Source organism: Pseudomonas sp. No.117 (assembly GCF_054558395.1).
Genome location: NZ_BAAJNP010000003.1, coordinates 271,815 through 290,916, shown reverse-complemented (window position 1 = coordinate 290,916; position 19,102 = coordinate 271,815). Strand labels below are relative to the sequence as shown.

General features: G+C 68.3%; 12 protein-coding genes and 1 pseudogene. 7 read left to right on the top strand and 6 right to left on the bottom strand.

The genetic code is table 11. The features are described from left to right. Positions 1-3 precede the first annotated feature (3 nt). From pqqB to ACYJP6_RS08070, 4 genes are all read right to left on the bottom strand, one after another. Positions 4-915: a pyrroloquinoline quinone biosynthesis protein PqqB gene (gene pqqB, locus ACYJP6_RS08085; RefSeq protein ID WP_459474532.1), complete on the bottom strand. Its 912-nt coding sequence runs from the start codon at positions 913-915 to the stop codon at positions 4-6. Positions 916-970: 55 nt separating this feature from the next. Beyond that, positions 971-1,042 carry a pyrroloquinoline quinone precursor peptide PqqA gene (gene pqqA / locus ACYJP6_RS08080; protein ID WP_003243383.1) on the bottom strand — a complete coding sequence of 24 codons (72 nt, stop codon included), beginning with the start codon at positions 1,040-1,042 and terminating at the stop codon, positions 971-973. 181 nt (positions 1,043-1,223) lie between these two features. Beyond that, entirely contained in the window at positions 1,224-3,611 is a 2,388-nt protein-coding gene (pqqF, locus tag ACYJP6_RS08075; protein ID WP_459474530.1) for a pyrroloquinoline quinone biosynthesis protein PqqF, read from the bottom strand. Between the two features lie 570 nt (positions 3,612-4,181). Next, entirely contained in the window at positions 4,182-6,614 is a 2,433-nt protein-coding gene (locus ACYJP6_RS08070; protein WP_459474528.1) for a glucose/quinate/shikimate family membrane-bound PQQ-dependent dehydrogenase, read from the bottom strand. Between the two features lie 326 nt (positions 6,615-6,940). Here ACYJP6_RS08070 and ACYJP6_RS08065 point away from each other — a divergent pair, with 326 nt between their 5' ends. From ACYJP6_RS08065 to ACYJP6_RS08035, 7 genes and pseudogenes are all read left to right on the top strand, one after another. After that, the gene (locus ACYJP6_RS08065; RefSeq protein WP_459474527.1) at positions 6,941-7,891 is read left to right on the top strand and encodes an AEC family transporter; all 951 of its coding nucleotides are present in this window, start codon (positions 6,941-6,943) and stop codon (positions 7,889-7,891) included. A gap of 179 nt (positions 7,892-8,070) precedes the next feature. Beyond that, positions 8,071-9,105: pseudogene (locus tag ACYJP6_RS08060) on the top strand (HAMP domain-containing protein); the annotation flags it as partial. A gap of 93 nt (positions 9,106-9,198) precedes the next feature. Beyond that, a complete protein-coding gene (locus tag ACYJP6_RS08055) occupies positions 9,199-9,963 on the top strand; it encodes a methyl-accepting chemotaxis protein (protein ID WP_430707824.1) in 765 nt (254 codons plus the stop codon). Between the two features lie 339 nt (positions 9,964-10,302). After that, entirely contained in the window at positions 10,303-15,156 is a 4,854-nt protein-coding gene (locus tag ACYJP6_RS08050) for a PAS domain S-box protein (RefSeq protein WP_459474525.1), read from the top strand. Beyond that, on the top strand, positions 15,153-16,094 hold the full coding sequence (locus ACYJP6_RS08045; RefSeq protein WP_459474524.1) for a GGDEF domain-containing response regulator: 942 nt from the start codon (positions 15,153-15,155) through the stop codon (positions 16,092-16,094). The genes ACYJP6_RS08050 and ACYJP6_RS08045 overlap by 4 nt, the downstream gene beginning before the upstream one ends. Before the next feature lie 118 nt (positions 16,095-16,212). Next, positions 16,213-17,223 (top strand): AI-2E family transporter, encoded by a 1,011-nt coding sequence (locus tag ACYJP6_RS08040; RefSeq protein WP_459474523.1) that lies wholly within the window; start codon positions 16,213-16,215, stop codon positions 17,221-17,223. Between the two features lie 44 nt (positions 17,224-17,267). Next, positions 17,268-17,663 (top strand): N-acetyltransferase family protein, encoded by a 396-nt coding sequence (locus ACYJP6_RS08035; RefSeq protein ID WP_459474522.1) that lies wholly within the window; start codon positions 17,268-17,270, stop codon positions 17,661-17,663. On the opposite strand, the gene ACYJP6_RS08030 is transcribed toward ACYJP6_RS08035, so the two are convergent. Together ACYJP6_RS08030 and pbpG are read right to left on the bottom strand one after the other, a co-directional pair. After that, the gene (locus tag ACYJP6_RS08030; RefSeq protein WP_459474521.1) at positions 17,657-17,899 is read right to left on the bottom strand and encodes a hypothetical protein; all 243 of its coding nucleotides are present in this window, start codon (positions 17,897-17,899) and stop codon (positions 17,657-17,659) included. The two genes, ACYJP6_RS08035 and ACYJP6_RS08030, sit on opposite strands and share 7 nt — an antisense overlap. Before the next feature lie 186 nt (positions 17,900-18,085). Continuing rightward, positions 18,086-18,997: a D-alanyl-D-alanine endopeptidase gene (pbpG, locus tag ACYJP6_RS08025; RefSeq protein WP_459474520.1), complete on the bottom strand. Its 912-nt coding sequence runs from the start codon at positions 18,995-18,997 to the stop codon at positions 18,086-18,088. Between the last annotated feature and the right edge of the window lie 105 nt (positions 18,998-19,102).

The following is a 19,102-nucleotide window of genomic DNA, read 5'->3' as shown; positions in this document are numbered from 1 at the left end:
CGGTCACAACTCGATGGCCATCCCGTCCCAGGCGACTTCCACGCCCTGGCGCGCGACGCTGGCGCGTTCGGGGGAGTCTTCGTCCAGGATCGGATTGGTGTTGTTGATGTGGATCAGCACTTTGCGCTGGCGCTCGAAGCCGGCCAGCACCTCCAGCATGCCGCCGGGGCCGCTCTGCGGCAGGTGGCCCATCTCGGTGCCGGTGCGGGTGCCCACGCCGCGACGCTGCATCTCGTCGTCGGTCCAGAGGGTGCCGTCCACCAGCAGGCAATCGGCCTGGCCCATCATCTCCAGCAAGGCGGCGTCCGGCTGGCCCAGGCCCGGGGCATAGAACAGCTTGCCGCCGGTGCGTCGGTCGTGGACCAGCAGGCCCAGGTTGTCGCCCGGGTGCGGATCGTGGCGATGGGGCGAGTAGGGTGGCGCGGCGCTGCGCAGTGGGAAGGGCGTGAATTCCAGATTCGGACAGGCCGGGATGGTGAAGCTGCCGCTCAGGGCGATGGGCTGCCAACTGAGCCCGCCGTTCCAGTGTTCGAGCATGTTGAACAGCGGAAAGCCGGTGGTGAGGTCCTGGTGGACCATCTCGGTGCACCAGACCTCGTGGGGGCAGCCTTCGCGCAGGCTGAGCAGGCCGGTGGTGTGGTCGATCTGGCTGTCCAGCAGAACGATGGCGCGGATGCCGGTGTCACGCAGGGCCCGCGCCGGTTGCAGCGGAGCGAAGCCGGCCAGCTGGGCGCGGATGTCGGGCGAGGCGTTGCACAGGATCCAGTTCACCCCGTCGTCGGACAGGGCGATGGAGGACTGGGTACGGGCCTGGGCCCTAAGGGTGCCCTTGCGGAAACCGTCGCAATTGGCGCAGTTGCAGTTCCACTGGGGAAAGCCGCCGCCAGCGGCGGAGCCGAGAATCTGGATATGCATGGGAAAGGTCGAACCTGGAAAAAGTACGCCCCGGCGGACCGGGGCGTGGGGCGCATCAACGGTTGGCGAAGTACATGGTGACTTCGAAGCCGATGCGCAGGTCAGTGTAGGCAGGCTTGGTCCACATGGGAGGTCTCCTCTTTGACTGCGAAAGCCGGATGGATCCGGTCGCCAAGTTTAACAAAGTTGCTTAGCTAAGGGTTTTGCCGATAGCGAATCGGTGGGGTGGCGTCGACATAACTGTCTTACCGATCCTGCAACAGATGGACCGCTGCCGGCTGCCGACGCTCCCGGGAAAATGTTGAAAGCTATGACATCCAGCCGGATGGCGCGGCGGCATTGGCCAGGACGAAACGCGGGGCGTCCGCAGCGGTGAGCTGGCTCCAGGCCTGCAGCAGGGCGGGCTCGTCCAGCGCGGCGATGGCGGATCTCAGCGGTGCGAGGTCCAGGGCGCCGCTGCGCTGGAAGCCCCACCAGAGGCGTTCGGCCAGGGCAGCGCGCTGCGCGGTGGTCGGGCCGAGGTCATGAGCCAATTGCCGGATGCTCTCGGGCAGTGCCTCGGCAGCGGCGCCCAGGGCCGCGCGACCGTCGCTGAGGCAGGCCTCGATTTCCGCAAGGATGTCCTGGGCACGGGCGTGGGGCGACTGTACGCCGACCAGTAGGCCCGCGTGATCGCCCAGCTGGCGATAGGCGGAAAACACCGCGTAGCCCAACTGCCGCTCGCTGCGCAGGCGGCGGAACAGCGGCGCTTGCAGTCGCGCCGCCAGCAGGCGCCAGGCGGCTTCGGTGGCGGGCAACGCATCGGGTTGCGGGCAAAACAGCAGCAGCGCCTGCTGGGCGTCGGCGCTGGGCTCAAGCTGCCAATGGCGACCGCTGAAGCGTAGCGGTTCGCCGAGCGTCACGGCCCGCGGTTGGGGCGGTGGGGCGACCGTCGCCAAGGCTGCCTGGGCGAGGGGTAGCAGGCCGCAGGCCAGGGCCTGCCAGGCGGGGCCGCCGTCATCGCTGCGTGGAATGCCGGCCGGCAGACGCTCCGGCAGGACCTTGAGCAGTTGGCGAATGAGCATGGGTTCAGGAGGCGATTGGGTGGCTGCGCTTGAGCCATCGAATGCGCCGGCCAGGCTGTCGAGCGCCTGTTGCAGCGTCTTCGGCAAGGCCTCGGCCCAGCCCTGTAGTCGCAGTTCCCAAGGGGCTCCCGGCGGACTCCAACGTAGCGTGACGCCGGCCTCGGCGGCCAGCCGGGGCAGGGCGCCCAGGACCGTGGCCGCCGGCGCCACGGGCGCCTGCCCTGGCCACTGCCAGCGCAGGAACAGCATCCCGTCGCGCTGCTGGGGTGCGAGTGCCTGGCTGAGCGGCCAGGGCTGGATGCCTGGGGTCGTCAGCCCGGGCAGCGGGGCTAGCAGGGGATTGGCGGGTGGCAGGCCGAAGGGGGTGGCGATTGCTACCTCTGCGAGCTGCTCATCCGGCAGGCCGGCAGCGAAGCCGCTGAGTCGTTGCGGCATCAGCAGGGCGAGCAGTCGGGGCCAGGCGGTGCGGGCCACGGCCGAGAGTGCCGGTTGCGGCCAGGCCAGGCCGCCACGGTCAAGCCAGAGTCGCTCGCCGAGGCGGCGCACCAGTGCCAGGGCGGGCAGGGTAGCCCACTGGCGCTGGACCTTGGCGGCGTGGCCCTGCTCCAGGGCGGCGAGGGGTACCTGGCGCAGGGCTGCCAACCAGGCGAACAGGGCGGTGGTCAGTCCGACCGGCGTGGCCCGGGGGCCGGGTACGACAGCCAGGCGCAACAGGCCCTGGCGCTCCTGGCGATAGGTCCAGGCGAGGTCCAGGCGCTCGGCCAGGCCCGCCTGGCGCAGGGTCGCCAGCAGCCCGCCCGGCTGTTCGCCGAGCAGCAGGGCTTCGAGCAATTCCGCGGCTTCCCAACTGCCGGGGGGCAGGTCGTCGAGGGCGAATTGCACGGCCAGGGCTGGAGAGGCGGCGGCGCTGGTCTGCCAGCGCTCGCCCAGGGCGGGGAGCGGCGGGGGCTGCGCGGCGTTGGGCGGCGGACCGGGCGGCAGGACCGCGCCGTGTTCGCGGGCCAGGCGCTCCAGTTCGGCCAGGGGCTGCGGCCCGGCCACTACCAGCAGGGCGTTGCTCGCGCGGTAGTGGCGCTGCTGGAAGGTGTGCAGCGCCGTTTGGAAGGCGGCGCTGGGCAGCGGCAGGCTGTATCTGTTGCCGGCGTGGAAGCCCCTGGCTGGGTGGGTCGCGGGCAGGCCCGCAGCCAGGGCCAGGTCCCTGTGGGTATCGGCACTACGCGACCAGGCGATGAATTCGGCGTGCAGCACCTCGCGCTCGCGGTGCTGGGCGTCCAGTGCCAGCAGGGGCGCGGCGAGCATGTCCAGCAGCCGGGCGAGGCCGGCGCCCAGGTGCTCGGGGGCCAAGGCGAAGAAGAAGTCGGTCGTGGTCTCGCGGGTGCTGGCGTTGAGTTCGCCGCCCAGGCGCTGCACCAGGGGCATCAGGCCATCCGCCGCCGGAAAGCGCTGGCTGCCGAGAAAGAACAGGTGTTCGAGAAAGTGGGCCAGACCTGGATAGCCCTGCGGGGCCTGGTGACTGCCGGCGCCGATGCGCACCAGGGCGGCCGCCTGGGGTAGCTCGGGATCGTGCAGCAGGGCGACGGCCAGGCCATTGGCCAGGCGCAGCCGGTGGTGGGCAGGTGGTGAGGTGGGCATGGGGGTAGCTTAACCGAGTCCGGTGGAGAGGATGGAGCGGGGTTTGCCCTCACCCCAGCCCTCTCCCTGAGGGAGAGGGGGAAGAGCGGTTGGGGTGCCGGGGTTTGCCCTCACCCCAGCCCTCTCCCCGAGGGAGAGGGGGAAGAGCGGTTGGGGTGGCGGGGTTTGCCCTCACCCCGGCCCTTTCCCTGAGGGAGAGGGGGGAAGAGCGGTTGGGGTGCCGGGGTTTGCCCTCACTCCGGCCCTCTCCCCGAGGGAGAGGGGGAAGAGCGGTTGGGTGGCGGGGTTTGCCCTTTCCCTAGGGGCAAGGCGCGGTCTCGACACCGTAGCGTGGAAAACGGCGCAGCCTTTTCCGCTGGGGCCTTGGGTGCCAGGGGGCTGTCGTCCCGCTCTCTTCCAGAAGGAGCAAAGCCCTTTTCATGGCAAGAAAGACCCAGGCGAAAAAAATCCCGGCGGGGCCGGGATTCTTGGGTGGGGCGAGGGGGGTTCCAACAGGATGTCAAAAATGCTCGAAGCATCCTCGCCCCGGACCCTCTCCCGGAGGAGAGGGGAGCTCGGGCGCGGGCGCCCTTACTTCTTCTCGGGCAGGGCGAAGGCCATCACGTAGTCACCCTGCTTGGTACCCAGCGAACCATGGCCGCCGGCATAGACCAGCACGTACTGGCGTCCGTCCTTGCCGGTGTAGGTCATGGGGGTGGTCTGGCCACCGGCCGGCAGGCGGCCTTTCCACAGTTCCTTACCGTTCTTCACGTCATAGGCGCGCAGGTACTGGTCCAGGGTGCCGCTGAGGAAGGCCACGCCACCGGCGGTGGTGACGGTGCCGCCCAGGCTGGGCACGCCCATGGGCAGGGGCAGCGGGACCGGCGAGTTGTCGCGCACGGTGCCGTTCTTGTGCTTGTAGACCAGCTTGCCGGTGGTCAGGTCGAGACCGGCCACGTAACCCCAGGCAGGTGCCTGGCAGGGCAGGCCCAAGGGCGACAGGAAGGCCGACAGGATCACGCCATAGGGCGCGCCCTTGTTGGGCTGGATGCCCTCGGTCTCGCTCTTGCGCGCCGGCTGGTTGGCGATTTCCTCGCGCGGGATCAGCTTGGAGGTGAAGGCCATGTAGCTGGGGTTCAAGAAGGCGATCTGGCGCACCGGATCGACCGAGATACCGCCCCAGTCGAACACGCCGAAGTTACCCGGGTAGACGATCGACCCTTGCGTGGACGGCGGGGTGTAGATGCCCTCGTAGCGATGCTCGCGGAAGGCGATGCGGCACAGCGCCTGGTCGAAGGGCGTACCGCCCCACATGTCGCTTTCCTTGAGGGTCGGCGCGGCCAGGTTGATCGAGGAGACCGGCTGGGTCGGCGAGGTATGGTCGCCTTCCACCGCGCCCTGGGGTACCGGGGTTTCCTTGATCGGGTAGATGGGCTGACCGTTGGTGCGGTCCAGCACATAGATGCTGCCCTGCTTGGTCGAGGCCATCAGCGCGGGTTTCACGCCGCCGTCGGTCTTGATGTCCACCAGGGTCGGCTGGCCGCCCACGTCCATGTCCCAGAGGTCATGGTGGGTGAACTGATAGTTCCAGCGCACCTTGCCGGTGGCGATGTCGAGGGCGACCACGCCGGCGCTGTACTTCTCGGAGGCCGGGGTACGGTCACCGCCCCACTGGTCGGGCATCTGGTTGCCCATGGGCAGGTAGACCATGCCGATCTTTTCGTCGACCGACATCATCGACCACATGTTGGGCGAGTTGCGGGTGTAGATGCCGTCGGCGGCGATGGGCGCGGTGGCGTCCGGATTGCCGCTGTCCCAGTTCCACACCAGTTTGCCGCTGTGTACGTCGTAGGCCCGTACGACGCCGGAGGGCTCGTCGGTGGAGACGTTGTCGGTGACGTGGCCACCGATGATCACCAGGTTGCGGGTCACCGCCGGCGGCGAGGTGGAGTAGTACCCGCCAGGCGTGAAGCTGCCCATGTTGGCGGTCAGGTCGACCTGGCCGTTGTCGCCGAAGTCGCTGCACACCTTGCCGGTGTCGGCGTTGATGGCGATCAGGCGGGTGTCGGCGGTGGGCAGGAACAGGCGCCGCGGGCAGCTGTTGGCGGCCGGGGTGCTCTGCTCGTCGACCGGGACGGCACTGCCGGTGGCCGGGCTCTGGCCGGCGGTGGTGGTGCCGGCGTAGGTGGCGTCGTCGTGGTAGGCCACGCCTCGGCAGGTCATGTGGGCCCAGCCCTTGAAGCTGGCGGCGTGCTGGGTGCTCAGCTTGGGATCGAAGCGCCAGATTTCCTTGCCGCTGTCGGGATCCACGGCGATCACCTGGCTGTGCGGCGTGCAGACGTAGAGCATGCCGTTGACCTTGAGCGGGGTGTTTTCCGCGGTGGTCTCCTGGGGATCGTTCGGGCCGGGGATGTCGCCGGTGCGGAAGGTCCAGGCCGGTTGCAGGTCCTTCACGTTGGCCGCGTCGATCTGCTTGAGCGGCGAGTAGCGATCACCGAAGGCGGTGCGGCCGTAGGAAGGCCAGTCGCCATCGGCAGCGGTCGGCGCGGCGCTCTCGACACCCGCGGTGTCACGACCCAGGTCGCCATCCAGACGGTTGTAGTTGACGAACTGGGCGACCAGGGCGACGACCGCGGCGATCACCAGGGAGCCGACCAGCGGCAGGCCACCGCTACGGCTGTCCAGCGGCCGGCGGAACACCGGGATCAGCAGCACCAGGCCGAGGACGAACCAGAGCGCCAGGCGCGGGACCAGCTGCCACCAGTCGAATTGCACTTCCAGCACGGCCCAGGCGGTGGAGACCACCAGGAAGAAGGCGTAGACCCAGACGCCACTGGCGCGCCGGATGCACAGCAGGTAACCGCTCAGGGCGAGCAGCACGCCACCGCCAAGGTAGTACAGGGAGCCCCCGAGGGTGGCCAGTTTGATGCCCAGCCCCAGCAGGGCCACGCCCAGGAGGATGAACAGGATGCCGAGTAACCTGGCAGGCAGGCCTCCCGGTCTCGCGTTGGAAGTGACAGTCATGGCAGCGCTCGCAATGCAATCGTGAAAAGAGACTTCGACTCGATCGACGACATCGCAAATCGGAACCGCATGCGGGTCTGTCGTCTGCTACGTCTGAACCTGTTGTCTGTCTTATTGTTCCACCCCTTCGCCGGCTTCCCTGGCAGGAAACCAGCGCGGTCGCGCTGAGGCGAAGCGTGGGAGGGCTCGGAATGCGTCGTCTGTATCGGGCGGGTAGATAGTAAGCTAAGTAACTGATGATGTCACTTCGCGATGATGGACGGAAGCAGCCCCAGGCCGCGCCAGCCCTGCTACCATCGCCAGCCGTTCCCCAGCACGCCCCGCCTATGTCCGACGTCCTTGCCCTGGTCCAGGCGACCTTCAACGTCACCGCGCCGGTCTTCGCCCTGGTGCTGCTCGGCGGCCTGCTCAAGCGGCTGGGCTGGATCGACACGGCCTTCATCAACACCGCGTCCGCCCTGGTGTTTCGCGCCACCATGCCGACGCTGCTGTTTCTCAGCATCCTCAAGGCGGACCTCGGCGAGGCCCTGCAACCCCTGCTGCTGGGCTATTTCGCCGTGGCGACGGTGGCGAGCTTCCTGCTCGCCTGGGGCTGGGCCCTCTGGCGCTGCCCGCAAGCGGATCGCGGGGTGTACGTGCAGGGCGCCTTTCGCGGCAACTGCGGCATCGTCGGCCTGGCCCTGGCGGCCACCCAGTACGGCGACTACGGCCTCTCGGTGGGCGGGATCATGGCCGGCATGGTCATCCTCTTCTACAACGTGCTCTCGACCGTCGTGCTGGCGATCTATAGCCCGCACCTCGAGGCCAACTGGCGCACCCTGCTGCGCAGCATCCTCGGCAATCCGCTGATCATCGGCATCCTCCTGGCCATTCCCTTCGCCTATTGCCGATGGCAGCTGCCGCTCTGGCTGGACACCTCGGCGCGCTACTTCGCCGGCCTCACCCTGCCGCTGGCGCTGATGTGCATCGGCGCCACCCTGTCGCTGGCCACGCTGCGCGAGAGCAGTCGCCTGGCGCTGGGGGCCAGCCTGTGGAAGATCGTCTGGATCCCGCTGGTCGGCGTGCTGGGCGCCCTGGCCCTGGGCATCCAGGGGCCGGCGCTGGGCATCCTCTTCCTCTACCTGGGCTGCCCGACCGCGGCCTCCAGCTTCGTCATGGCCCGCGCCGCCGGCAGCAACGCCCAGCTGGCGGCGGCCATCGTGGTCATCAGTACCCTGGGGGGCATGCTGACTACCAACCTCGGCCTGCTCGTGCTGAAAGGATTGAGCCTGCTCTAGCGCCTGGCCCGGATGTCGGCGTTGTGAGAACGTCTATCGGTTGTATCCAGCGAAAAGTCAGACCATAGCGTATTAGTGCCGGGCCAATCCTCCGCAGTCCGGCCACCCCTTGATGCTTATCGCAATCAAGAACGGCGACGAGACGGGCTGCCGCTATCCAAGCCTCACGCGTGGTACCCATGAAACGCTCGCTCCAATTCAGCCACAAGATCCTGCTAGCGGCCGCCCTGGTCGTGACCCTCGCCCTGGCCGGCTTCGCCAGCTTCAACGCCTACCTGCAGCGCCAGGCCATCACCCAGAGTCTCGAAGCCTCGCTGGGCGAGATCGGTCGCATCACCGCGGGCAACATCGCCTACTGGCTGGATGCGCGAATCAAGCTCATCGACAGCCAGGCCCAGGCGCTCAGCCGTGACAGCAGCCCAGGCAACATCGCCGGCCTGTTGGAACAGAAGCTCTACACGAGCAACTTCGACTCCACCTACCTGGGCGAGGTCGACGGCACCTTCACCGACCGTCCCCATACACCCATGGAGGCCGGCTACGACGCTCGCCAACGCGACTGGTACAAGGCGGCGGTCAGTGCCGGCGGGCTGATCCTCACCGAGCCCTATCTCACCGCCCCGCCGCAGAGCTTCCTGTGCATCACCATCGCCGCGCCGGTCCTGCAGAACGGCAAGCTGGTCGGCGTGGTGGCCGGTGACCTGGTGATGGACAGCCTGATGAAGATGATCACCTCGCTCGACGCCGGTGGCCTGGGCGAGGCCTTCCTGGTGGATGCCGATGGCAAGATCCTGGTCAGCAGCCACGCCGACCAGGTGCTGAAGTCGCTCAAGGACCTCTTCCCCGAGCAGACCCCGTCCCTGGCACCGGGCTTCCATCACGTCCTGCAGAACGGCAGCGAGCGCCTGGTGAGTTTCACCCCGGTCAATGGCTTGCCGTCGGTGAAGTGGTACCTGGCGCTGTCCATCGACCAGGCCAAGGCCTATGCCCCGGTCGCCCAGGCGCGCAACCTGGCCATCGTCGCCACGGTGGTGGCGGTCATCGCCATCATCCTGCTGCTCGGCCTGCTGATCCGCGTGCTGCTGCGCCCGCTGCACGAGCTGACCCGCGCCATGGACGACATCGCCGAAGGCGAGGGCGACCTGACCCGCCGGCTGCCGGTTCAGTCCGGGGACGAATTCGGTGCCCTGGCCCAGGCCTTCAACAAGTTCGTGGCGCGCATCCATACCTCGATCCGCGACGTGGCCCAGACCACCGGCGAGCTGAACCAGAGCACCCGGCGGGTGCTGGAGTCTTCGCAGTCCTCCATGCAGCAGTCGGATGTACAGGCCCAGCGCACCACCAGCGTCGCCGCGGCGATCAACGAGCTGGGCGCCGCCGCCCAGGAGATCGCCCGCAACGCCGCCCATGCCTCGGGTGAAGCCAGTACGGCCCGCGCCCAGGGTGAGGAAGGCCGCGAGGTGCTCGACGAAGCCCTGCACGCCATGCAGGCGCTGTCGGCCAAGATCGGCACCAGTTGCGAACATATCGAGGCGCTCAACGGCAAGACCGCCAACATCGGCCAGATCCTCGAAGTCATCCGCGGCATCTCCGAGCAGACCAACCTGCTGGCGCTCAACGCCGCCATCGAGGCGGCCCGCGCTGGTGAGGCCGGAAGAGGTTTTGCCGTGGTGGCCGACGAAGTACGTTCCCTGGCCAGCCGCACCCAGAGTTCGGCGCAGCAGATCCAGCAGATGATCGAAGAGCTGCAGACCGGCTCGCGGGATGCCGTGGCCCTGATGCAGGAGAGCCAGCGGCAGAGCGCCCATAGCATGCAGGTAGCCAAGAGCGCCGGCGAGCGGCTGGGCAGCGTGACCGAGCGCATCGGCGAGATCGATGGCCAGAACCAGTCAGTGGCCACCGCCACCGAGGAGCAGACCTCGGTGGTGGAGACCCTGAACATGGACATCAGCGAGATCAACCTGCTGAACCAGCAGGGCGTGGACAACCTCCAGGCCACCCTGGCGGCCTGTACCGCGCTGGAAGCCGAAGCCGGGCGGCTGCAACGGCTGGTGGGTGGTTTCCGGATCTAGCGGCTCCGACCGGGCAATCGAAGGGGAGGCCAGGCGTTACGTCTGACCTCCCTTTTTATTGGTTGAAGTTGTGATGGCGCTTTTCGGACGCCTGGACCACCCAACCGCTCGTCAGAAAAAGTAAAACTAATTAGCGCACAAAGATGCTCTGGCATGCCGCTTCGGTCGACTTGGCGGCCAGGCATCAGCAGAGCGGGCGATCTACGGTGTAAAGAAAGGCTTTTTCTCCGCCGATGGGCTATCCATACCGCCAGGTCTGGTGGAGGCCCGTGCTTTCCAGCGCTTCCTGTCCCTGGCATCGCCAATCTGCGGTGTGGCACCTTTGCCACCAGGGGCTCCATGTTCAAGCGGCTGTGCAAATCCTCTCGCGTACGCTGGAGTCTCGGCGTCTTTCTTTGTGGCGTGGTGCTGACCAGCCTGACCATGCGCCATCTGGTCCAGCGCAATGACCAGATGCTCCGCAGCGCCCTGGACAGTGCCGCCGAGGACGTTCGCGACCAGGTGCTGGACCGGCTACGCATCTACGAATACAGCCTGATCGGCATGCGCGACGTGGTGGTCGTCGCCGGTGGCAACCTGTCGCGGCAACTGCTCGGCAACTACGGTCGCGTCCATGACTTGGGGCAGGAGTTCCGCGGTGCCCGGGGGGTCGGCTTCATCCGCCGGGTACCCCAGGCCGACGAAGCCCGCTTCCTGCGCGAAGCCAGCGCCGACGACTGGCCGGAATTCAGCATCCAGCCCTTCACCCCGCACGCGGGTGATCGCTATGTCGTCCAGTACCTGGAGCCCAGCTGGCGCAACCTGAAGGCCATCGGCATGGACGCGGCGTCGGATCCGGCGCGCCGCGAGGCCGCGGTGCTGTCCATGCGGCACGCCGACATCCACCTCACCGGGCCGCTGCAGTTGCAGGCATCCTCACCGCCGGAGCCCGGCTTCCTGATGCTGCTGCCGATCTACCAGGGGGGACGGCCGCCCGCCGATCCCAACGCGCGGGAGGCCGCCACCCTGGGCTGGTCCTATGTCCCCCTGAGCATCGAGGAGATGTTCGGTAGCCTGCGGCTGAACATTCCGGGGCTGATCATCCGCGTGAGCGACGTGACCGAGCCCGCGGCGTCCCGGCTGTTCTATCGCCAGGGTGACGACGAGGAGGGCGCCCAGGAGGTATCCGAGCGGCGCCTGATCCAGGACGTCTATGGGCGGCAATGGCAGCTGGCCTTTACCGCCACCCCGACCTTCGTCGCGGCGCAGAACCTGGTATCGGTGCCCCTGGTGCATCTGTTCGGCAAGCTGTTCAGCCTGCTGGGCGCCGGACTCACCTTCGCGCTGCTCACCACGCGCCAGCGGCGCCGGCAGTACCAGCAGGACCAGGCCAACCTCACCGCCGTGGTGGAAAGCTCCTCCGACGGCATCATCAGCAAGGACCTCAACGGCGTGGTGCTGAGCTGGAACCACGCTGCGGAAGAGCTGTTCGGCTATCCCGCCAGCGCAGCCGTGGGCCGACGCCTGCTCGACCTCGTCGTGCCCACCGAGCTGGAGCATGAGGAGTGGTGGGTGCTGGAGCGGATCGGCAAGGGCGAGCCGGTGCCGCACTTCGAGACCCGCCGCCAGCACCGTGACGGTCACCTCATCGATGTCCTGGTCAGCGTCTCGCCCATGCGTGGCCGCGATGGCCGGGTCGTCGGCGCGTCCAAGACGGTGCGCGACATCTCGGTGCAGAAGGCCGCCCAGGCCGAGATCCTGGCGCTGAACGCCCGCCTGGAAGAGCAGGTGGCCCAGCGCACCGCCGAGCTCAGCCAGACCAATCTACTGCTCGGCGATGTGCTGCGCTCGGCCTCCGAGGTGGGCATCATCGCTACTGATCGCCGGGGCTGCATCACCCTGTTCAACGCCGGCGCCGAGCGGCTGCTGGGCTACCGCGCCGAGGAAGTGGTGGGCCTCTGGCAGGCCAGCGACTTCCATCTGCCGGAAGAGTTGGAAACCCGCGGCGCCGCCCTGGAGGCCGAGTACGGCGCGCCGGTCGCGGGCTTCCGCGTGCTGGTGGAGCGCTCCGAGCGCGCCGGTGCCGAGGCCCGGGAATGGACCTATGTGCGCCGCGACGGCGAGCATCGCGACGTCAGCCTGGTGGTGACCACCATGCGCGACGCCGCGGGCCAGATCAGCGGCTACCTGGGCATCGCCTCGGACGTCACCGAGCGCAAGGCCGCCGAGCAGGAATTGGCGGCCAGCCTGGCGCTGACCCGGGCGATCCTGGACACCGCGGTCAGCCCCATCGTCACCGTGGACAGCGCCGGCCTGGTGCGCTCCTTCAACCCGGCGGGCGAGCGCGTCTTCGGCTATCGCGCCGACGAGGTGATCGGCCAGCCCATCCGCCGCCTGATTCCCGGCTACCTGGCCGGCTACGAGGCGCTGTTCAGCTGTCCACAGGAGATCCCCAACGAGCAGGCGACCCAGCAGGGCCAGGAAACCGAAGGCCGCCGCGCGGACGGCAGCGTCTTCCCCATCACCCTGAGCCTGGGCGTGATGTGGACCGACGGCGAGCGCCTGGCGGTGGCCATCATCGCCGACATCACCGAGCAGAGTCGTCAGCGCCAGGTGCTGCTGCAGACCCGCGATCAACTGACCATGGCCGCCGATGTCGCCGAGCTGGGCATCTGGTGCTGGCAACCCGACACCGGCCAGGTGCAGTGCAACGACCGGATGTTCGAACTCTACGAATGGACCGAGGCGCAGCGCGAGGCGGGCATCACCTACAACGACTGGCGCTGCCGCGTGCACCCCGAGGACCTGGACGATGCCGAGGAGCGCCTCGGTGCGGCGATGGCCGGGCGCGCGGTGTTCGATCCGGTGTTCCGCATCCGTCGCCAGGACGGCTCGCTGCGGCACGTCCTCGCCGGCGCCCGTACCGAGCGCGATCCGCGCGGCCGGGTGCTGCGGGTGGTGGGCATCAACCGGGACATCACCGAGCAGTTGCAGCTCGAGCATCGCCTGCGCGAGGAGCGCACCCGCGCCGACGCCGCCAGCCAGGCCAAGTCGTCCTTCCTGGCCAACATGAGCCACGAGATCCGCACGCCGATGAATGCCGTGCTGGGCATGCTGCAACTGCTGCAGCGCACCGCCCTGGATGCGCGCCAGGGCGACTACCTGATCAAGGCCCAGCAGGCCGCGCGCTCGCTGCTGGGATTGCTCAACGACGTCCTCGACTACTCCAAGATCGAGGCCGGCAAGCTGCAGCTGGACGTCCACCCCTTCAGCCTGGAGCAGGTGCTGCGCAACCTGGGCGTGGTGCTGTCCGGCAACAGCGGCGAGAAGAACGTCGAGATCAACTACCACCTGGAGGCCGGGCTGCCCACCGCGCTGATCGGCGACAGCCTGCGGCTGCAGCAGATCCTCATCAACCTGGCCGGCAATGCCCTCAAGTTCACCGAGGCGGGCCAGGTGCTGGTCAGTGTGCGCCAGCTGTCCCGGGCGGACGGTCAGTTGCGCCTGGAATTCTCGGTGCAGGACACCGGTATCGGCATCAGCCCGGCTCATCAGGAGCAGCTGTTCCAGGGCTTCACCCAGGCCGAGGCCTCGATCAGCCGGCGCTTCGGCGGTACCGGCCTGGGCCTGGCCATCTGCAAGCGCCTGGTGGAATTGATGGACGGCCAGCTGCAGGTGGAAAGCGAGCTGGGGGTGGGTAGCCGCTTCTGGTTCGATGCCGCCCTGGCAGTGGACGCCGCGGTCGAGACGCAGCTGGCGCCGGTGCGGCGTCGGGTACTGCTGGCCGACGACAATACCCTGGTCGGCGAGGTGCTGGTGGAGACCCTGGCGGCCCTTGGCTGGCAGGTCGATCTGGTCACCAGCGGCAGCGCCGCCCTCGACCGCATCGCCCAGGCCCGGCAGCAGGAGCAGCCCTATGAGGCGGTGCTCATGGACTGGCGCATGCCCGACGGCGACGGCCTGGTCACGGCCCGGCGCCTGCACGAGCAGCCGCAGGCCAGTAGACCCAAGGTCATCATGCTCACCGGCTTCGGCCGCGACTTCCTCACCGAGACCCAGCAGAACGCCGAGGCGCCCTTCGACGACTACCTGACCAAGCCGGTGACCCCGGCGCAGATCGTCGAGGTGGTGGAGCGCGCTCTGGGCGCCGAGGTCCCGGCCGGGATCCATGCCGCGGCGGTGGTGGACGAGAGCCGCCGGCTGGCCGGTCTGCGCCTGCTGGTGGTGGAGGACAATGCCCTCAACCGCCAGGTGGCCGCCGAGCTGCTGCTGGCCCAGGGCGCCCAGGTGGAACTGGCCGAGGGCGGGCTGGAAGGGGTCGAGCGGGTGCTCGCCGGTGGCCCCCTGGACGTGGTCATCATGGACATGCAGATGCCCGATATCGACGGCCTGGAGGCTACCCGCCGCATCCGTGCCGATGGCCGTTTCGCCACCCTGCCAATCCTGGCGATGACCGCCAACGCCTCCCATACCGACCGCGACGCCTGCCTGGCCGCCGGCATGGACGACCACGTCGGCAAGCCCATCGACCTGGAGTTGCTGGTCGCCCGCCTGCAGCGCCTGACCGGCCAGGAGGTGAGTGCCGCACCGGTGGTCGCGCCGCTGGACGAGGATCGTCAGGTGGAACCCCTGAGCCTGGTCCTGCGCCGGTTCGGCGGCGACGCCCGGCTGTTCGGTGCGCTGCTGGAACGCTTCGCCGAGGATTCCGTCAGCCTGCTGGAGGGACTCGCCCGGGCTTGGCACGCCGCCGACAGCGAGGCGGCGGTGGCCGTACTACACTCGCTCAAGGGCAGCGCCGGCACCATGGGTGCCCAGCGCCTGGCCGCGCGCGCCGCCGAGGGCGAACGCGCCGGCAAGGCCGGGGCCGGTGTCCCCCCGGAGGTGGCCATGGAACTGACGATCCTGCGACAGCTGCTCGACGAGGCCCTGGCCGCGTTGCGCGGCGCCCTGGCCGAGGTCCTGCCGCCACCCGCGCCTGCCGCAGCGGAAACTCAAGCCGACACCGCCCCCCAGGTCGACTGGCGTGCACGGCTGGACGAACTCGAACAGTTGCTCAGCCAGGGCAACCTCGATGCCCTGGAGCTGATCGCCGCCTTGCCCGTGCACTGCCGCGCCGAAGTCCAGGTGCGCTATGACCTCTTTCGCGCCCAGGTCGAGACCCTCGACTTCGCTGCGGCGCTCTCCACCCTGCCTGATCTGAAGGAAGCCCTATGACTCCGCCGACCGCCGAGGCCGCCGGGCGGCGCAGCAAGCCCAAGCTGCTGATCGTCGACGACCAACCGCTGAACATCCGCATCCTCCACGAACTCTTTCGCCAGGATTGCGAGACCCTGATGGCCACCAGCGGCGCCCAGGCCCTGCAACTGGCCCTGGCCCAGCAGCCGGACCTGATCCTGCTCGACGTGATGATGCCGCAGCTCGACGGCCACGAGGTGCTGCGGCGCCTGCAGGCCGAGCCGGCCACCGCCGCCATCCCGGTGATCTTCGTCACCGGCCAGGAGGGCCCGGACGAAGAGGTCACGGGCCTGGAACTGGGCGCGGTGGACTTCATCAGCAAGCCGATCAATCCGGTCATCGTCCGCGCCCGGGTGCGCACCCAGCTCACGCTCAAGGCGCAACGCGACGTGCTGCGCGGCATCGCCCTGGTCGATGGCCTCACCGGCGTCGCCAATCGCCGCCAGTTCGACGAGGCGCTGCTGCGCGGCTGGCGCCAGAGCCAGCGCGAAGGTACGCCTTTTTCGCTGATCCTCATGGATATCGATCACTTCAAGGCCTACAACGATCACTATGGCCACCTGGCCGGGGACCAGTGCCTGCGGCAGGTGGCCCAGGCCCTCGGCCAGGGGCTGTTCCGTCCCTACGACCTGCTGGCGCGCTACGGCGGTGAGGAATTCGGCTGCCTGTTGCCGGGAACCGACCTGGAGGGCGCGACCCAGGTCGCCGAGCGGCTGCTGCAGCAGGTGCGCGACCAGCGCCTGACCCATGCGTACTCCTCGGTGACCGGCTACGTCACCCTGAGCCTGGGCGTGGCCACCGCGCTCCCGCCGACCGCCGTCGATCCGGCGGCCCTGATCACCGCCGCCGATGCCCAGCTCTATGCGGCCAAGCACCAGGGCCGCGCCCGCGTCTGCGCGGCGGAACTCACCGGCTGAGCGAGGACCGCTCAGGTAACGCCGGGTAACAGAGGCCGCGGCTTTCTTCGTCGCCCAGGCTGGGCGGCGAGGCGGCGGGCTGGCAGACTGCGGGCAGGGATTCTGCCGCCGGTAATCTATGTACGCCTTCACGCAACGCCAGGCCATCTTGGCCAGCTGGATCATCGTCTTCACCGCGCTCTATTTGGTTCTCCCGCTCAAGCTGCTGCCCAGCCTGCTGGCTGGACTGCTGGTGTACGAACTGGTCAACACCCTCGCCGGTCGCCTGCAACGCCACCTGCCCGGAGGCGGCGCGCGCTGGCTCGCCGTGGCCCTGCTCGGCGCTCTGGTGGTGAGCCTGCTGACGCTGTTCTTCGTCTGGTTCACCAGCTTCATCATCCAGGAGGTGCAGAATCCCGGGCGCCTGCTGGACAAGTTCATGGTGCTCACCGAACGCGCCCGGGCCCAGCTGCCGCCGTCGCTGGACGCCTACCTGCCGGCCAACGCCGACAGCATGAAGCGCGAACTGGTGGAATGGGTGCGCGCCCACGTGGCCCAACTGCAGCTGTTCGGGCGCGACGCCGCGCGGACCTTCGTCATCGTACTCATCGGCATGATCCTCGGCGCCATCGTCGCCCTGCAGCCGGCCCCCGATCCCGAGCGCCTGCGTCCGCTGAGCGGTGTCCTGCTGGTGCGCCTGGGCCTGGTCGCCCAGGCCTTTCGCAACATCGTCTTCGCCCAGATCAAGATTTCCCTGCTCAACACCACCCTGACCGGCATCTTCCTGCTCGGCGTGCTGCCGCTGTTCGACGTCCACCTGCCGCTGGCCAAGACCCTGGTGATCCTCACCTTCATCCTCGGCCTGCTGCCGGTGATCGGCAACCTGATGTCCAACACCCTGATCTTCATCGCCGGGCTGTCGCTGTCGATCTGGGTCGCGGTGGCGGCGCTGGGCTACCTGATCGCCATCCACAAGCTGGAATACTTCCTCAATGCCCGCATCGTCGGCGGCCAGATCAGCGCCCGCTCCTGGGAGCTGCTGGTGGCCATGCTGGTGTTCGAGGCGGCCTTTGGCCTGCCGGGCCTGGTGGCGGCGCCGGTCTACTACGCCTATCTCAAGAGCGAGTTGAAGGCGGAGGGGCTGGTCTGAAGCTGGCGGTCCGTTACCGCTCCGCCAGCCTGGCCGATCTGGACGTGCTGACGGGCTTCAATGCTGGCTTGCAGCGGGATGAGGGTAGTCCGCAGCCGCTCGGCGAGGCGGCCTTGCGGCAGCGTCTGGCGGACTGGCTGAGTCGCGGTGAGTACCAGGCCATCCTTGTGGAGCGCGACGGCCAGCCCCTGGGCTACGCGCTGTATCGGCTGGAGACGGCCAGGATCTATCTGCGCCATCTCTATGTGGCGCCCGAGGCGCGTCGCCAGGGTCTGGGGCGCGCCTTCTTCGGCCAACTGCGCGACAGGCTCTGGCCCGCGGACCTGCCGGTGCAGCTCAACGTCCTGGCCGGCAACCAGACCGGTCGGGCCTTCTGGGCAGCGCTGGGCTTCGCGCCCTTCAGCCTGACCTTGCAGCGCCCACCCACCGGCGCTCACTGACGATCCAGATTCGCCCACATCCGCTGCCAGAAGGCGCCGGCTTCTTCGTTGCTGGCACGCCAGCGTTGTTCCAGCCGCTCGCGCTCGGGCGTACCAAGGTCTTCCGGACAGGCCAGGTAGCGGTCGGCCGCGCCCTGGGCCTCCGCCTGCAGCCGGCGCCATTCCCGGACGTCATCCAGCCAGCAGCGACCGGTGACGACCTCGTAGTACTCATGGGCGATCGCATCTTTGTTCATGGGGTCATTCCAGGCGGTCATTAGAGGGCTAGACCGCAAGCGGCGCCTGGGGTGCCCAGGCTAGACGTCGAAGACCTTCTTGCGGCGGTTTTCCACGGGTCGCTTGCGTTCGCCCCTCGGCCCGCGCAATCGCCAGACATGAAAAAGCCGCGTCGGGGACGCGGCTTTTTCCAGTTCGGGCAGGCCTTACTTGCGCGCCAGCACCGTGCTGCGCGCGCCCTTGGGCGCGCCCGGCAGCGGGCTCAGCTCGCCGCTTTCCAGCCAGCGGCGCACGCGGGTGGCGTCGGCCATGTGGGTGAACTTGCCGAAGGCGTCCATCACCACGAAGGCTACCGGACGACCGGCCATCACGGTGCGCATCACCAGGCAGTGACCGGCCTTGTCGGTGTAGCCGGTCTTGGTCAGCTGCACGCTCCAGTCGGTGTTGTAGACCAGGTGGTTGGTGTTGCGAAAGCCCAGCACATAGTTGGGATTGTGGAAGGCCTGGGTCTTTTCCGGGGTGGTGCTGAGCTGGCCGAGCAGCGGATAGTGCTCGGTGGCCTTGAGCAGGGTGACCAGATCACGCGCGGTGGAGACGTTGAGCGGCGACAGGCCGGTGGGCTCGGCGTAGCGAGTGTTCTTCATGCCCAGGGCGCGGGCCTTGGCGTTCATGGCGGCAACGAAGGCCTTCTGGCCGCCTGGATAGTGATGGGCCAGGCTGGTGGCGGCGCGGTTCTCGGAAGACATCAGCGCCAGCTGCAGCATGTCACGGCGGGTCAGCTCGCTACCCAGGCGCACCCGCGAGAAGATCCCGCGCATGGCCGGGTTCTCGCTGATGTCGATGTCGATGGTCTGCTCCAGCGGCAGCCGGGCATCGAGCACCACCATGGCGGTCATCAGCTTGGTCACCGAAGCGATGGGGGCGACCTGGTCGGGATTCTGGGCGAACAGCACCTGGTTGGTCTTGAGGTCGACGACCAGGGCGTGGTTGGAGGCCAGGCGCTGGGCGGTGGCGGCGGCCGCGGCCTTGACCTTCGGTGGGGTCTGGGCCAGGACGGCCGGACTCAGCCCGACCAAGCCAGCCAGCAACAGGCCGGCAAGTTGATGACAGATCTTCACGGTGGCAGCTCTCAGGAAAGGGGCGGGGTTAGAACAACCGCGAACGGCAATGCGCCTTGCAGATCAAGGACATTGCGCAGAGATTTCACGTCTTTTATCACCCGA